12 protein-coding genes are annotated in these 14,880 nt (G+C 66.2%); 9 read left to right on the top strand and 3 right to left on the bottom strand.

Annotated features, from left to right (window positions below; translation table 11 throughout):
• Positions 1-312 precede the first annotated feature (312 nt).
• A complete protein-coding gene (locus EBS11_RS26505) occupies positions 313-1,125 on the bottom strand; it encodes an outer envelope protein (RefSeq protein WP_290608158.1) in 813 nt (270 codons plus the stop codon).
• Between the two features lie 428 nt (positions 1,126-1,553).
• On the opposite strand from EBS11_RS26505, the gene EBS11_RS26500 reads away from it, so the two are divergent.
• The 6 genes from EBS11_RS26500 to EBS11_RS26475 all read left to right on the top strand — a co-directional run bounded on the left by EBS11_RS26500 (position 1,554) and on the right by EBS11_RS26475 (position 8,919).
• Complete coding sequence (locus EBS11_RS26500; protein ID WP_290608157.1) at positions 1,554-3,068, top strand: ABC transporter ATP-binding protein; 1,515 nt, start codon at positions 1,554-1,556, stop codon at positions 3,066-3,068.
• On the top strand, positions 3,061-4,143 hold the full coding sequence (locus tag EBS11_RS26495; RefSeq protein ID WP_290608156.1) for an ABC transporter permease: 1,083 nt from the start codon (positions 3,061-3,063) through the stop codon (positions 4,141-4,143). The genes EBS11_RS26500 and EBS11_RS26495 overlap by 8 nt, the downstream gene beginning before the upstream one ends.
• A complete protein-coding gene (locus tag EBS11_RS26490; protein WP_290608155.1) occupies positions 4,136-5,065 on the top strand; it encodes an ABC transporter permease in 930 nt (309 codons plus the stop codon). Before EBS11_RS26495 ends, EBS11_RS26490 begins: the two co-directional genes overlap by 8 nt.
• A gap of 21 nt (positions 5,066-5,086) precedes the next feature.
• Complete coding sequence (locus tag EBS11_RS26485; protein WP_290608154.1) at positions 5,087-6,163, top strand: BMP family ABC transporter substrate-binding protein; 1,077 nt, start codon at positions 5,087-5,089, stop codon at positions 6,161-6,163.
• 114 nt (positions 6,164-6,277) lie between these two features.
• Complete coding sequence (locus EBS11_RS26480) at positions 6,278-7,114, top strand: HDOD domain-containing protein (RefSeq protein ID WP_290608153.1); 837 nt, start codon at positions 6,278-6,280, stop codon at positions 7,112-7,114.
• Between the two features lie 137 nt (positions 7,115-7,251).
• Positions 7,252-8,919, top strand: a complete 1,668-nt coding sequence (locus EBS11_RS26475) for a M28 family peptidase (protein ID WP_290608152.1) — start codon at positions 7,252-7,254, stop codon at positions 8,917-8,919.
• 61 nt (positions 8,920-8,980) lie between these two features.
• On the opposite strand, the gene EBS11_RS26470 is transcribed toward EBS11_RS26475, so the two are convergent.
• A complete protein-coding gene (locus tag EBS11_RS26470) occupies positions 8,981-10,207 on the bottom strand; it encodes an MFS transporter (RefSeq protein ID WP_290608151.1) in 1,227 nt (408 codons plus the stop codon).
• Between EBS11_RS26470 and EBS11_RS26465 the strand changes: the two genes are divergently transcribed.
• Positions 10,206-10,379 (top strand): hypothetical protein, encoded by a 174-nt coding sequence (locus tag EBS11_RS26465; protein WP_290608150.1) that lies wholly within the window; start codon positions 10,206-10,208, stop codon positions 10,377-10,379. The genes EBS11_RS26470 and EBS11_RS26465 overlap by 2 nt on opposite strands.
• A 239-nt stretch (positions 10,380-10,618) precedes the next feature.
• On the opposite strand, the gene EBS11_RS26460 is transcribed toward EBS11_RS26465, so the two are convergent.
• Entirely contained in the window at positions 10,619-11,617 is a 999-nt protein-coding gene (locus tag EBS11_RS26460) for an LLM class flavin-dependent oxidoreductase (protein ID WP_290608149.1), read from the bottom strand.
• A gap of 218 nt (positions 11,618-11,835) precedes the next feature.
• Between EBS11_RS26460 and EBS11_RS26455 the strand changes: the two genes are divergently transcribed.
• Together EBS11_RS26455 and EBS11_RS26450 are read left to right on the top strand one after the other, a co-directional pair.
• On the top strand, positions 11,836-13,347 hold the full coding sequence (locus tag EBS11_RS26455; RefSeq protein WP_290608148.1) for a dipeptidase: 1,512 nt from the start codon (positions 11,836-11,838) through the stop codon (positions 13,345-13,347).
• Positions 13,348-13,694: 347 nt separating this feature from the next.
• Positions 13,695-14,822, top strand: coding sequence for a peptidase M24 (locus EBS11_RS26450; protein WP_290608147.1), 1,128 nt, complete (start codon positions 13,695-13,697; stop codon positions 14,820-14,822).
• Positions 14,823-14,880: the final 58 nt, after the last annotated feature.

Genomic DNA, 14,880 nt, shown 5'->3' with positions numbered 1-14,880 from the left:
GTTCATTCGTGCTGGCAAAAGCGGCTGCGGAGGCAGCATGCGTTCGTGGGGTTGGCTACAGGGTGGAGCCAGTATCGGGGAGGGCGGCAGACCTGTCAAATCAGGCGCGATGACAGGTGCTGCCAGGCGCATGCCATGTCCTCCCGCCTTGCGAGATGCGTGAGACAGGCGTGGCTGGATCGTGGCGGCATGCGGGCGGGCCGTCCCGGGGCGACCCGCCGGCAGTTGTGCCACGGTCGCGCTCTCCGCCAGCTGGAAAGCTTCATGCTGGCATCAGGCGCGACCTTGGGTGTTGATGCGTGACAATGATCCTTAGAAATGGTACTCGGCGCGTATCATCGGCGTCTTCGCCGTCTGGCCCACGTTGCCCGTGGTGGCGGCCGAATTGCCGAACTTGTTCTTCCAGTACTGGTACTCCAGGCCCACGCGGAAGGTGTTCTTGGCGCTGCCCAGGGCCGCGCCCACGTCGTACATCACTTGCATGTCGATATTCGTTTCCACGGCCGTGTCGCGCCCCACTTCATCCTTGCCTTTTGAATCGATGAGGTTGAAGAAGCCTTCGAACGAGAACAGCGGCGACAGGGGGATGGCCCAGGCACCCGTCAGCATGGCGTGCGTCTTGTACGTGTAGCGGCCCGTCACTTGCGAGATGGGCGGGAAGGCGCCGCTGGGGGCATTGCTTTCGCGCAGCAACAGCAGGCTGGTGTTGAAGAAGCCGGGCACGTCCCACATCAGGGTGGGGCCGGCCACCAGCATGCGCTTGCGCGAGTTGTAGCCGACGTCATTTTTCGTGTTGACGTCGAAGCCCAGGGTCACGCCGACGCCGCGCACGGGGCCGAACTTGATGTCGCTGCCGCGCACCTTGCCGATGTCGATGGTATTGCGGTAGACGAGATACGCCTCCTGCGCGCCGGAGGTCTTGCCCAGCGCGCCGGGGTCCTTGCTGTCCGATATCAGGAAATCCAGGTTGACGAAATTGCTGCCGTATTTGTAGCCGCTGGCATGCGTGATGGCAAAGATGTTCTTCTTGATGTCATCGGGATTGAACGGTTCGCGGTAGTCGTTGCCGGCGCGCCAGCTGAGCGCCGTATCGCTCCATTCGGCGGCCTGGGCGGTCGCTCCCAGGCCGAGGGTCGTGGCAAGGCATAGCAACAGACACGGTAGGTTTTTTGGCACTTTCGGCTCCTGGTGGCGGTGTGGGAAAACGGATGGTCGGGATGGCGGGGCGCGGTGGCCGCACGCTGTTGCGGCGCGCCGTTCAATCCATGATGCGAGCATCGGCGCGCCTGACGATATGTAGTATTTGCATACTTACTATCATTCACTGCATATAATCATCGCACCTTCGCGGCCTTGCGGGGCAAGGCGGCTGCTGTAAAGCTGCTAATTTTTTTCAAAATTGTATACAGGTGTTGTTTTTTTGTGGAAATGAAAACAGGCGCCGCCACGCCATGCCCCCAAGTGCCGCGGATGCCGATACGATAGCGTTCAGACAGTGGCAGGGCCCGGTTTTTTTTCCAATCGACAGACCGCAGCGAGGCACGAGAGCGACGATGACGGCACGCCTGGAACTACGCGATATCAGCAAGCGCTATCCATCCGTGGTGGCCAACGACGGCATCGACCTCACCGTCGCGCCGGGACAGATCCACGCCGTGCTCGGCGAAAATGGCGCCGGCAAATCGACCTTGATGAAAATCATCTACGGCGCCGTGCAGCCCGATGGCGGGCGCATCGCGTGGAATGGCCGCGAAGTGGACATCGCCAATCCGTCGGCCGCGCGGGCGCTGGGCATCGCCATGGTGTTCCAGCACTTTTCCCTGTTCGACACCTTGACCGTGACGGAAAACATTGCCCTCGGCTTGCCACGGGGAACCAACATGGCGGAGCTGGCGCAGCGCATCGAGGCGACGGCGCGCCAGTACGGCCTGGACCTGGAGCCGCAGCGCCACGTGCACACCTTGTCGGTCGGCGAATGCCAGCGCGTGGAAATCGTGCGCGCCCTGCTGGCCAGGCCGCAACTGCTGATCCTCGACGAGCCGACGTCCGTGCTGACGCCGGGCGCCGTGGAAAAACTGTTCGCTACCCTGCGCCAGCTGGCGGCCGAAGGCTGCAGCATCCTCTACATCAGCCACAAGCTCGACGAAATCCGCGCCCTGTGCCACACGTGCACGGTGGTGCGCGCCGGCAAGAATGTGGGCGTGTGCGATCCTTCGCAAGAGTCGGCGGCCAGCCTGTCGCGCATGATGATCGGCGCCGAGCCGCCCGCCGTCACGCGCGCGGCGCGCACGCCGGGCGCGGCCATGCTGAGCGTGCGGCAGCTGGACCTGCCAAAGAGCCATCCTTTCGCCATGCAATTGACGGATATCAATTTCGACGTGCGCGCGGGCGAGATCGTCGGCATCGCGGGCGTGTCCGGCAATGGCCAGCAGGAATTGCTGGCCGCCCTGTCGGGCGAGGACATGCGTGCGGTCGCCGCCAGCATCGTGCTGAACGGCACGCCTGCCGGGCGCTTGCCGCCTGGCCGCCGCCGCGCCCTCGGTTTCGGCTTCGTGCCGGAAGAGCGGCTGGGGCGCGGTGCCGTGCCCGACATGGCGCTGGCCGACAACGTGTTGTTGAGCTTGCAGACGCCCGCCACCATCCGCCACGGCTTCCTGCGCCACAAGGTCATCGCGCAGCGGGCGGCCGCCATCATCGCCCGCTTCCAGGTGAAGGCGGGCGGGCCGCAGGCGCTGGCGCGCAGCCTGTCCGGCGGCAACTTGCAGAAATACATAGTCGGACGCGAAGTCATGCGCGAACCCACCGTGCTGGTCGTGGCGCAGCCCACCTGGGGCGTGGACGTGGGCGCGGCCGCGCAAATCCGCGCGGAATTGCTGGCCTTGCGCGACGCTGGCTGCGCGCTGCTCGTCGTGTCGGAGGAACTCGACGAACTGTTCGAGATCAGCGACCGCCTGCTGGTGATGGCGAAGGGAAAGATATCGCCCTCGCTCGCCGTGGGCGAGGCCAGCGTGGATCTCGTGGGGCAATGGATGAGCGGGCTGTGGCCGCAGGAGGCTGCCCATGGCTAAGTTTGCCCTGCGCCTGGAAGCCCGTCCCGCGCCATCGCGGCTGATGGCGTGGCTGTCGCCCGTGCTGGCCGTGCTGCTGACCGTGCTGTGCGGCGCGCTGCTGTTTGTGGCACTGGGCCACGACCCGCTGGCCGGCCTGGCCGTCTTCTTGGTGGAACCCCTGCGCGACGCGCACGGCTGGTCCGAGCTGGGCCTCAAGGTGGCGCCGCTGCTCTTGATCGCCGTGGGCCTGGCCATCTGCTTTCGCGCCAACATCTACAACATCGGCGCGGAAGGGCAGCTGACCCTGGGCGCCATCTGCGGCGGCGCGGCGGCCCTGTACCTGGACACGGGCGATGGCGCGGGCGGGGCCGTCGTCATCGGCGTGTCCTTGCTGGCCGGCATGGCGGGCGGCATGGCGTGGGCGGGCCTGGTGGCGTGGCTGCGCGACCGCTACAACGCCAGCGAAATCCTCGTTTCGCTGATGCTCGTCTACATCGCCCAATTGCTGCTCAGCTATCTCGTGTACGGCGTGCTGCGCGACCCGGAAGGGTTTAATTTTCCCCAGTCGAAACTGCTGTCGGACGGCTTGCTGCTGCCGATGGTCATCAGCGAAACGCGCTTGCACGTGGGCATCGTGTTTGCCTTGCTGGCCTCATTGGGCGGCTGGCTGTATCTGTCGCGCAGCATTGCCGGTTTCCGCCTGCGCGTGGGCGGCATGGCGCCCGCCGCCGCCCGCTACGCAGGGTTTTCCTCGCGCAAGACCCTGTGGTCGTCCCTGCTGATCTGCGGCGCCCTGTCCGGCCTGGCGGGCGTGTGCGAAGTGCTGGGGCCGATGGGGCAGCTGACGCCCACGGTCTCGCCCGGCTACGGCTTTGCCGCCATCATCGTCGCCTTCGTGGGAAGGCTGCATCCCGTGGGCGTACTCTTTTCCAGCTTCGTCATGGCCCTGTTCTATATCGGCGGCGAACTGGCGCAATCACGGCTGGGATTGCCCAGCGCCATCACGGGCGTGTTCCAGGGCATCTTGCTGTTCGCCTTGCTCGCCTGCGATGTGTTGATCCAATACAAACTGCGCTGGAGGAAACATGGATAACCTGGCCCTGACGATCGCGCCACTGGTCGCCGCCAGCATCAACGCGGGCACGCCGCTGATGCTGGCCGCTCTCGGTCTATTGGTGAATGAAAAGGCGGGCGTGGTCAACCTGGGCGCGGAAGGCATGATGCTGGTGTCCGCCATCACGGGCTTTGCCGTGGCCGTCAACACGGGCAGCCCCACGCTGGGCTTTCTGGCGGGGGCGGGCGCCAGCATGCTGCTGTCCGGCTTCTTTGCCTGGCTGACCATATGGCTGGGCACGAACCAGTACGCGACGGGCCTGGCCTTGTCCCTGTTCGGCGCGGGCGCGTCCACGTACATCGGTTTGAAGTACGTGGGCAACAGCCTGCAGAATGGCCGCTTCGGCATCCCCTTCCTGGAAGACATACCCGTGCTGGGACCGGCCCTGTTCCGCCAGCATGCCATGGTGTATCTGTCCCTGCTGCTGTGCGCCGCCATCGCCTGGTTTTTGTACCGCACGCGGGCGGGCCTGGTGCTGCGCGCCGTGGGCGAGTCGCCCGCGTCGGCGCATGCGCTGGGCTACCCCGTGCGCCGCATCCGCCTGGCGGCCGTGCTGTTCGGCGGCGCCTGCTGCGGCCTGGCCGGGGCTTTTTTGTCGCTCGTCTACACGCCCCTGTGGGTCGAAGGCATGGTGGCGGGACGGGGCTGGATCGCGCTGGCGCTCACCACCTTTGCCACCTGGCGCCCCGCGCGCGTGGTGGGCGGCGCCTATCTGTTCGGCGGCATCACGATATTGACCTTCCACGCGCAGGCGCTGGGCGTGCCCGTCGCCTCGCAGCTGCTGTCCATGCTGCCGTACGTGGCGGCCATCGTCGTGCTCGTTTTGATTTCCAGCAATGCCAATTACATCAAGCTCAACATGCCCGCTTCGTTGGGGAAAAATTTCAATCCAGGAAATTAATCACTCACCACAAGGAAAACCATGTCCAAGAACTTACTGTGCGCCGCCGTCTGCAGTGCCATCCTGATGCCCGCCATGGCCGCCGCGCCCGCCGCCGCCCCGTTGAACGTCGGATTTGTTTACATCAGCCCCATCGGCGACGCGGGCTGGACCACGCAGCACGACCTGGCCCGCAAGGAGATGGAAAAGGCGCTGGGCGGCAAGATAACCACCCGCTACGTGGAAAACGTGCCGGAAAGCGCCGATGCGGAACGGGTGATCCGCGACCTGGCGCAGACGGGCAGCAAGCTCGTCATCACGACTTCGTTCGGCTACATGAATCCCACCTTGAAAGTGGCGAAGCAATTTCCTAACGTGAAGTTCATTCATTTGACGGGCTACAAGACGGCGCCGAACGTGGCCAACACGAATGCCCGTTTCTACGAGGGCCGCTACCTGGCCGGCGTGTTGGCCGGCAAGATGAGCAAGACCCACGTGGCCGGCTACGTGGCGGCCTTCCCCATCCCGGAAGTGTTGCAGGGCGTCAACGCTTTCACGCGGGGCATGCGCAGCGTGGACCCCAAGGCGGAAGTGAAGGTGGTGTGGGTGAACAGCTGGTTCGACCCGGGCAAGGAACGCGACGCGGCCATCACCCTGATCGGCCAGGGCGCCGACGTGGTCACGCACCACACGGATTCCACGGCCGTGGTGCAGGCGGCGGAAGAGAAGGGCAAGTATGCGATCGCCTACCACTCGGACATGAAGAAGTACGGACCGAAGGCCCAGCTGGCCGCCGTCACCCACCACTGGGGCGAGTACTACACGAAGCAGGCGCAGGCCGTGCTGGACGGCACGTGGAAGTCCAGCAGCACCTGGGGCGGCATCAAGGATGGCATGGTCAAGCTGGAAGGCATCAACGCGGCCGTGCCCGCCGACGTGAAACAGTTTGTATTGGCGCGAGAGAAAGACTTGGTTGCTGGCAAGCTCAATCCTTTCAGCGCGCCCATCAAGGATAACGACGGCAAGGTGCGCCTGGAGAAGGGCGTGCTGGACGATGCGGCGCTGACGAAGATGGATTATTTTGTCGAGGGCGTGGCGGGAAAAGTTTCCGGAAAGTAATGGGGAAGCGCAGGAACTTGCTGTAATATTGCCGGAAACGGGAGCCGGGCCGGGAGCGCATTCCCGGCCCTTCCACACAGCAGAGCCTGAACAGGCCCGTACCGGAGATGAGCCATGGATAGACTGGAAGTATTCAAGATTATCGCGTTGCAAGCGAGCAAGGGCGAGCTGACGTTCCCCGCCAACGTCAAGGCCACCTTGAAGCTGCAGGAGGCGCTGGACGACCCCGATTGCCACATCGAGGCGGCCGCCCGCATGGTCATGGCCGAGCCGCTGCTGTCGGCGCGGGTCGTGGCCTTGGCCAACTCGGCCGCCTACAACCGTTCCGGCAATGAAATCGCCAATGTGCGCGCGGCCGTCTCGCGCCTGGGCTTTGCCACCTTGAAATCGATGGTGGCGTCCGTCATCGTGCGCCAGCTGGGCAGCCAGATCACGGACCCGCAATTGCGCGCCAAGGCGGCCAAGCTGTGGGAACACACGGCCCACGTGGCCGCGCTGAGCCAGGTGATCGCCCGCAAAGTCACGCACGTGGACGTGGAAACGGCCATGTTCGCCGCCATCGTGCATGAGGTGGGCGGCTTCTACCTGCTGTCGCGCGCCGAGGAATATCCGGGCTTGCTCGATAACAATACCGAAGACTGGATCGAATACGGCGAAAAGCTGATCGGCCGCGGCGTGCTGCGCCAGCTGCAGGTGCCCGACATGGTCTTGCAGGCCGTGGAAGGCATGTGGCACGGCGGCAGTCCCTTCCCGCCCCGCACCCTGGGCGCGACCCTGGTGCTGGCGAACGACCTGTCGCCCGTCGGTTCGCCCCTGCACCCGCCGGAAAGCGCCGCGCGGCGCCAGGCGGCCGCGAAGATCGACTTCGGCATCGGCGGCAGCACCCTGCACACCATCCTCGAGGAGTCGGCCGAGGAGATCGAATCGCTGGCGGCCGCCTTGCTCGTCTGACGTCCTGCCCGTTGCCATCCCCGCCCTTGCCGCGGGGATTTTTTTCGTCCGCATTTTGATGCATCTTGCCCTATGGCATACAATCGCCCGCTCGGCTATCCGCCGGACCGCTTTCCTCCTCTTACCCAAAGGATTTTATGCAGAAGCTGTTCTCTTCCCTGGCCGTCACGGCGCTCGCTTCCAGCCTGGCGCTGGCCTTTTCCGCCCACGCCGCCGCGCCTGCCGCCACCAGCTTGCCGGTGGTGCAGGAAGCGCCCCTGCGCGCCCACCTGGCCTTCCTGTCCCATGATTTGCTGGAAGGCCGGGGCACGGGCCAGCGCGGCGCCGACCTGACAGTGGCCTACCTGGAAACCCAGGCCCAGATGGCCGGATTGAAACCCTTGCGCGGCAACAGCTACCGCCAGAGCGTGCAGATCGCCGGCGTGAAGTCGCTGCCGGCCGAGAGCAGCCTGCACGCCGTGGCGGGCGGCAAGCCCGTGCCGCTGGCATTCGGCCCGGACTGGGTGTGGGCCACGGGCGACTCCGTGGCGGCGCACACCTTCGACGCGCCCCTGGTGTTCGTCGGCTACGGCATCACGGCGCCGGAAGAAGGCTGGAACGATTTCAAGGGCAGCGATGTCAAAGGCAAGATCGTCGTCATGATGGTCAACGACCCGCAGCCGACCGCCGTCGAGCCGAACCGCTTCGCCGGCAAGGCGCTGACCTATTACGGCCGCTGGACGTATAAATTCGAGGAAGCCAAGCGCCAGGGCGCGGCCGGCGTGTTGCTGATCCACACGAAGCCATCCGCCTCCTACGACTGGAGCGTGGTGCAGAACAGCTGGAGCGGCAGCGAGCGCTTCCAGCTGGCCGACCGCACGGCCGGCACGCCGCTGCAGGGCTGGATCACGGAAGAGGCGGCACGCCGCCTGTTTGCGGCCGGCGGGCAGGACCTGGACGCCTTGCGCGCCAAGGCGGAAAGCAAGGACTTCAAGGCCGTCGCGCTGGATGCCCGGCTGTCGGGCGACATGAAATCGGCCGTGCGCAAGGTGGAGCAGTTCAATATCGCCGGCATGGTGCCGGGCACGGACCCGGCACTGAAAGATGAGGCCGTCATCTACAGCGGCCACTGGGACCACCTGGGCAAGCAGGCCGCGGCCGGTGACAAGCCTGGCGCCGACATCATCTACAACGGCGCCGTCGACAACGCCTCGGGCACGGCGGGCTTGCTGGCCATGGCGCAGGAAGCCGTCAAGAAACCCGCGAAGCGCACGCAGATCTTCCTGTGGGTGGCGGCCGAAGAGCAGGGTTTATTGGGCAGCGCCGCCTACGCGGCGGACCCGCTGTGGCCCCTGGACAAGACGGCGGCCGCCCTGAACCTGGACAGCCTGAACTTCGTCGGCGCCACGCACGATATCGGCGCGCAGGGCAGCGAGCGCACGGAACTGGGGGCCATGGCCGCCACGGTGGCGAAAGCCATGGGCATGCATATCGCGCAAGCGCGTCCCGACCTGGCGGGCGGCTACTTCCGCAGCGACCATTTCAGCTTTGCCAAGGCAGGCGTGCCCGCGTTTTCCATCAATGGGGGACGCGAGTACGTCAAGGACGTGGAAGCGTCGAAAGCCAAGGCGGCCGCGTACGGCCCCCGCTACCATCAGGTGAGCGATGAATACGATGCCAGCTGGGATCTGTCCGGCATGACGCAGCAGGCGCAATTCACCCTGAACCTGGGCCAGGCCGTGGCGAACGCCGCGAAGATGCCGGCCTGGAAGGCGGGCGACGCCTTCGGCAAGGTGCGCGAGCAGCTGAAGCAGGCTGCGAAATAAGTCTTGATGGCATAAAAAACCGCTCGTTTGAGCGGTTTTTTTTCGGCGTCGTTCGACTTGCTTAAGGTGCCCGTTCCAGGCGGCGCTGCGTATGGCGGTACTTGCTCCACACCAGCAGCATCAACAGCGGCATGGCGCCGCCCACCATGCACAGGGCCGGCCAGCCGCCGGCGGCGAAGCTGGCACTGGCCAGGGCCGAACCCGCCGAGGCGCCGATGAAGCCGCCCGCGATGAACACGGTGGTGACCCGCGCGCGCGCATGCGGCGCCAGTTTATAGATGATGGACTGGTGCGTCACCTGCAAGCCCATGACGCCCATGTCCAGCAGGACGATGCCGATCAGCAGCAGCACCAGCGAGTGGGCGCCGAAGCCGATCAGGGCCCAGCCCGCAATCGAGGCGACGGCCAGCAGCCAGGTGGCCTGGCGCGCATAGCCGCGGTCGGCCATGCGGCCCGCCGTGTTGGCGGCAAAGGCACCCGTCGCGCCGGCCAGGCCGAACAGGCCGATCTGCATTTCCGAATAGTGATACGGCGCGCCGCTGAGCAAAAAGGTCAGGCCCGTCCAGAACACGCTGAAGGTGCCCAGGCCCAGGCCCGAGAACAGGGCGCGCTGGCGCAGCAGCGGTTCCTGGCGGATGATGTCGGCCAGCGAGGCCATCAGCTTGCCGTACTGCAGCCTGCCCCGCGGTGCCTCGTTGGGCAGGATGCGGCGCAGCATGACGAGGAGGGCGGCCACGACGATGGCCGCCAGCACGTAGACGGTGCGCCAGCCGCCGCTGATCTGCGCCACCGTGCCGGAGACGGTACGCGCCAGCAAGATGCCCAACAGCAAGCCTGTCATGACGGTGCCCACCATGCGGCCCCGGCTGTGATCGGGCGCGTACGACGCCACCATGGCCGTGACGACCATCAAGGCGCTGGCCGTGATCCCCATCAAGACGCTGGCGATGGCAAAGACGATAATATTCTGGCTGGTGGCCGCCAGCAGCAGGGCACCCATCTTGGCAACGAGCATCCACGTCAGCAGCTGGCGGCGGTTCAGTACGTCACTGAGGGGCACGAGGAAGACGATGCCCAGCACGTAGCCGATCTGCGTGGCCGTCACCAGGTAGCCCGCTTGCGGCACGCTCACGCCGAACGAGGCGGCCAGCATGGACGTGAGCGGCTGCACGTAGTACAGGCTGGCAACGAGCACGCCGGCCGACAGGGCAAACAGCAGGATGCGGGTGGAGGTCAGCAGGGTGCTGGCGTCGAGGGAGTGGGTGGCGGCAGGGACTGCTGGTTTCATGCGGGACGACTTTCTTGGAATGAAGCTTTTGGATCAGCATGATAGCGGGGTAGCGCATTTCCTGCCGGAGGCGGCCGATTTTGCGGCGGGGTATCCGGCGGAACGGCAGGCAAAGCAGCACATAGAACGGCAGGCGGAGCGGCAGGCAGAACGCCAGGCAAAGCAGCAATAAGAACACGGCAGGCAGAGCGGCAGGCAAAAAAATCCCGGCGATCGTTGCCGACGGCCGGGAAAAGGGTATATCGGGATATACCGGGGAGGAAGACAGAAAACATTGTGCAACTGCGCAAACGGCTGCATGTCGGCGCGCGGCCGGCGGTGCCCGCTATCCCGGCGCCACCGGCGGGCAGGTGCGGGCTGCCGCGTGTGGCGCACGCGCCGCCGGCGTTCGCGGCAGTGCGGGATGCGTCGTCAGGCTTGCTGCGCCAGCTCCGCGTGCACCTGCGCCGTGATTTCATACGAGCGCAGGCGGTGACGGTGTTCGAAGATCTGCGAAGTGATCATCAGTTCGTCGGCGCCCGTCTCGGCGATGAAGGCAGCCATCTTCGCCTTCACGGTGTCCGGCGCGCCGATGGCCGTGCACGACAGGACGGAATCGAGCATGGCGCGTTCCTGCGGACCCAGCTGCTCCAGGTAGCCGGGCACGGGCGGCTGCAGGCGCGACGGGCGGCCCGTGCGCAGGTTGACGAAAGCCTGCTGCATCGACGTGGCGCGCAGCTGCGCTTCCGCATCCGTGTCGGCCGCAAAGACGTTAAAGCCCAGCATCACGTACGGTTTCGCCAGCTGCTTCGACGGCTTGAAATGCTCGCGGTAATACGCCACGGCCTGCAACATCATCTGCGGCGCGAAGTGCGAGGCAAACGCATATGGCAAGCCCAGGTGGGCCGCCAGCTGGGCGCCGAACAGGCTGGACCCGAGTATCCACACGGGCACTTTCGCGCCCTTGCCGGGCACGGCGAGCACGCGCTGGCGCGGCTCGTCGGACATATAGTCCATCAATTCCAGCACGTCCTGCGGGAACTGTTCCGCGTCGGACTGCAGGTCGCGGCGCAGCGCGCGCGCCGTCGTCTGGTCGGAACCGGGTGCCCGGCCCAGGCCCAGGTCGATGCGGCCCGGGTGCAGCGCTTCCAGGGTGCCGAACTGCTCCGCGATGACGAGCGGCGAATGGTTGGGCAGCATGACGCCGCCCGCACCCACGCGGATGGTCTTGGTGCCGGCCGCCACGTGGGCGATCACGACCGCCGTGGCGGCGCTGGCGATGCCGGGCATGCCGTGGTGTTCGGCCAGCCAGTAGCGGTTGTAGCCCCAGCGTTCGCCGTGCTGCGCCAGGTCGAGCGTGTTCTTGAACGACTGGCTGGCGTCGCTGCCTTCGGCGATGGGGGCCAGGTCGAGTATGGAAAATGGAATCATGATAGCGATATCGGGACGTGGTGGAAAATCACAATGGACGATTTGTCTATCCCCTGACGCCAGCAGGGTCGGCCGGCAGGCAGCATGGCGGGGAAGACAGGCTGGACACATGATAATGCGAATCGGGAATTTGCGTACTGATCGGTAAAAAACCCGTAGCGATTGGAAATCGGCCCCGGCAATGCTAGAGTGGCCACCCCTGTTCCCTACGCCTCGCCATGTTCAAGAAACCCGTCCTGCTGGCCCTGAGCGGCCTGCTGCTGCAATCCGCTGTGTCCGTTCACGCCGCCCCCGTCAGCCTGCAGGCGCAGGAAACGGCCCGCTACGCCCTGGCCACCTATCCCGAACCATTGATCGCCAGCCTGGCGAAGATGATCAGCTACAACACGGTGGCCGACCCTGCCGTGCCGTTTGCCGACAATCCCCAGCACACGGGCTTCAAGCGCTACCTGGCGCAGGAAGCGCAGCGCCTGGGCTTTGATTTCCACGACCACGGCCACGTGGTGGTGATCGGCATGGGGCAGGGCAGCGAGCGCGTGGGCGTGATCACGCATGGCGACGTGCAGCCCGTCAATCCCGCCAAGTGGGCCCGCTCGCCCTTCGAACTGGACCGCACCAGCGAACCGGGCAAGCTGCTGGGACGTGGCACGGAAGACGACAAGGGTCCCATCGCCACGGCCCTGTACGCGATGAAAGCCATCCAGGACAGACAGGTGCCGTTGAGCAAGCGCATCGAGCTGTACGTCTACATGGCCGAGGAATCGGACTGGGAACCGCTGAAACAGTTTCTCAAGACGCACACGCCGCCGCAGGTCAACATCACCATCGATGCGGAATACCCGGTGGTGACGGCCGAGAAGGGCTACGGTTCCATCAAGCTGACCTTGCCGCCGCGCACGGCCCTGCCAGCCAGCGGCGGCCCCGTGCTGCAGCGCCTGACGGGCGGTTTTTTCGGCAGCCAGATCCCGGAAGATGCGCAAGCCGTCATCGATCGCGCACCGGCAGCGCTGGAAGCGGCCATCCGCGCCCGCGCGCAGCAGCAGAAGGGCATGCGCTACAGCTACGCGCGCGACGGCGACACCCTGACGGTGATGGCGCTGGGCGTGTCGGCCCACTCGTCGAAGCCGGAAGACGGCGTCAACGCCATCAGCATGCTGGCCGACGCGCTGGCCGTGCAGCCGTGGCAGGGCACGCAGGCGGCCGACATGCTGTCGTTCCTGAATGAACTGGTGGGCACGGGCATCTACGGCGAGCGCTTCGGCCAGATCGCCTACCGCGACGGCTTCATGGGACCGATGACGGTGGCGCCCACCGTGCTCAAGCAGAATGGCAGCGCGCTGGAACTGAACATCAACCTGCGCCGCCCGCAAGGCAAGACGGCGGCCGTGCTGCAGCAGCAGGTGACGGCCGCCTTCGACGGCTGGAAGGCGCGGCGCCAGGTGCCGGCCGCCCTGCAGGTGCAGATCGGCGAGCCGTGGCTGCAGACGGCCGCGCCGCAGATTCCCACCTTGCTGTCCGTCTTCCAGCACTACACGGGCATGGCGCATCCGCAGCCCGTCGCCATCGGCGGTGGCACCAATTCGCGGCTGTTCCCGAACGCCGTCAGCTTTGGCCCGGCCATGCCGCACACGGTGTACACGGGGCATTCGGAACATGAATTCATCACGGAAAAACAGTTGCTGCTGAACTTGCAGATGTACACGGCCGTGCTGATTGAGCTGGCGCAATAAGAGCCAGCCGCCGAAAGGCACGGCGGCGGCTGCCCGCCGCGCTTCCCTGGCACTGGCTGGCGAGCGGCCTGGACGCCGGCGCTTTTGAGGCGTCCCCGCCGGGCATCCGGCGGCGCTGTCCGGCATGGGAATGCCCAGGCTAGCGCCAGGCCTTGCCAGCCTTGAAAAAGTGGAAGGACGTCATAGACTGCAAGCCTGGGACGGAACGGAATCGCCGAACTTTTTTGGCGGACGCGGGTCTTACGTCTCCATGGACGCAAGGGGGCAGTCATGCATCACAAGCACATGGTGTTGTCGCGGGCGCGGTCGCTTGCAAAGGGGCAAAAGGAACTGGCGGGAGCGGCGTCATGAACTGGCCGCTGGAACTGGAAGTGGCGCACAAGCTGGCGCAGATGCGGGGCTGGCTGGAGCAGGAGCATGCGGGCGCCGTGCGCCTGCGCGGCGTGGACTGGTTTGCCTGGGCCACGGCGGGGGCGTCGAACAGCCATTGCCATACGGCCGAGTGCGGCTGCGCGGAAGTGCTGGTCACGCGGGACGCCGCCTACATCCTGACGGATGAAGCCGAGGCCCCGCGCATGCGCGCGGAAGAGGTGCGGGGACCGTGGACGTGGCAGGTGGCGCCGTGGATGCAGCCGCAGCTGGCCGAGTTGCGCGAACACTTCGTGCAGCATGCGGCCGGCGGCGCGGCCGTGCTGTCCGACCGGCCAGGCGTGCGCGAGCGCAGCCTGCCCGTGTGCCTGCGCGAAGAGCGGCTCGTGCTGCTGGAGTCGGAGCAATTGCGCTACCGGCAAGTGGGGCAACTGGCCGCCAGTGCCGCGGCGGACGCGCTGCGCCAGGCCCGTCCCGACTGGAGCGAGCAGGAACTGGCCGCCACCTGCGTGCGCGCCCTGTGGCTGCGCGGCCTGCAAGCCGTGCATGTGCTGGCCAGCGGCCTGGAGCGCCAGCAACGCTACCGCCGCGCGCCACCCGCCGACGTCGCGCTCGGCACGCAGGCCGTGCTGGCCCTGTGCGCCCGGCGTTTTGGCCTGTGCGCCAGCCTGAGCCGTCAACGCCACTTCGGCCCGGAACAGCGTCGCGCCGATGGCGCGGCGGCGGCCATGGGCGATGCCGATGCGGCCATGCTGGCGCTGGAAGCCGTGGCGCTCGATGCCTGCGAAACGGGCCATGCGCTGAGCATGGTGTATCACGCGCTCGACAGCGCCTATGCCTATGCGGGCCAGCCCGACACGGTGCGCACCAGCCGCCAGGGGGGCATCCACGGCTACCTGGCACCCGAAGTGGCGGCCGGCGCGCACACGGAAATCATCCTCAAGCGCGGCATGGCGCTGGCGTTCCATCCCAGCTTGCCCGGCAGCACGGTGGAAGACACCTTCCTGCTCGACGGCGGCCAGTTGCACAACCTGACGCACGACCCCGCCTGGCCATCGGCCATGGTCCAGGGCCGGCGCCGGCCGCTGACGCTGGCGCTGGCTTAGTAGTGACAGTTACGCTGGCTTAGTTAGGTAACCCAGCCCCACGCCCCAGCCCAGCCGC

Source organism: Janthinobacterium sp. (assembly GCF_009923995.1).
GTDB lineage: Bacteria > Pseudomonadota > Gammaproteobacteria > Burkholderiales > Burkholderiaceae_D > Janthinobacterium.
The sequence above is the reverse complement of the archived record's forward strand: the minus strand, read 5'-3'. Positions and strand labels throughout refer to the sequence as shown.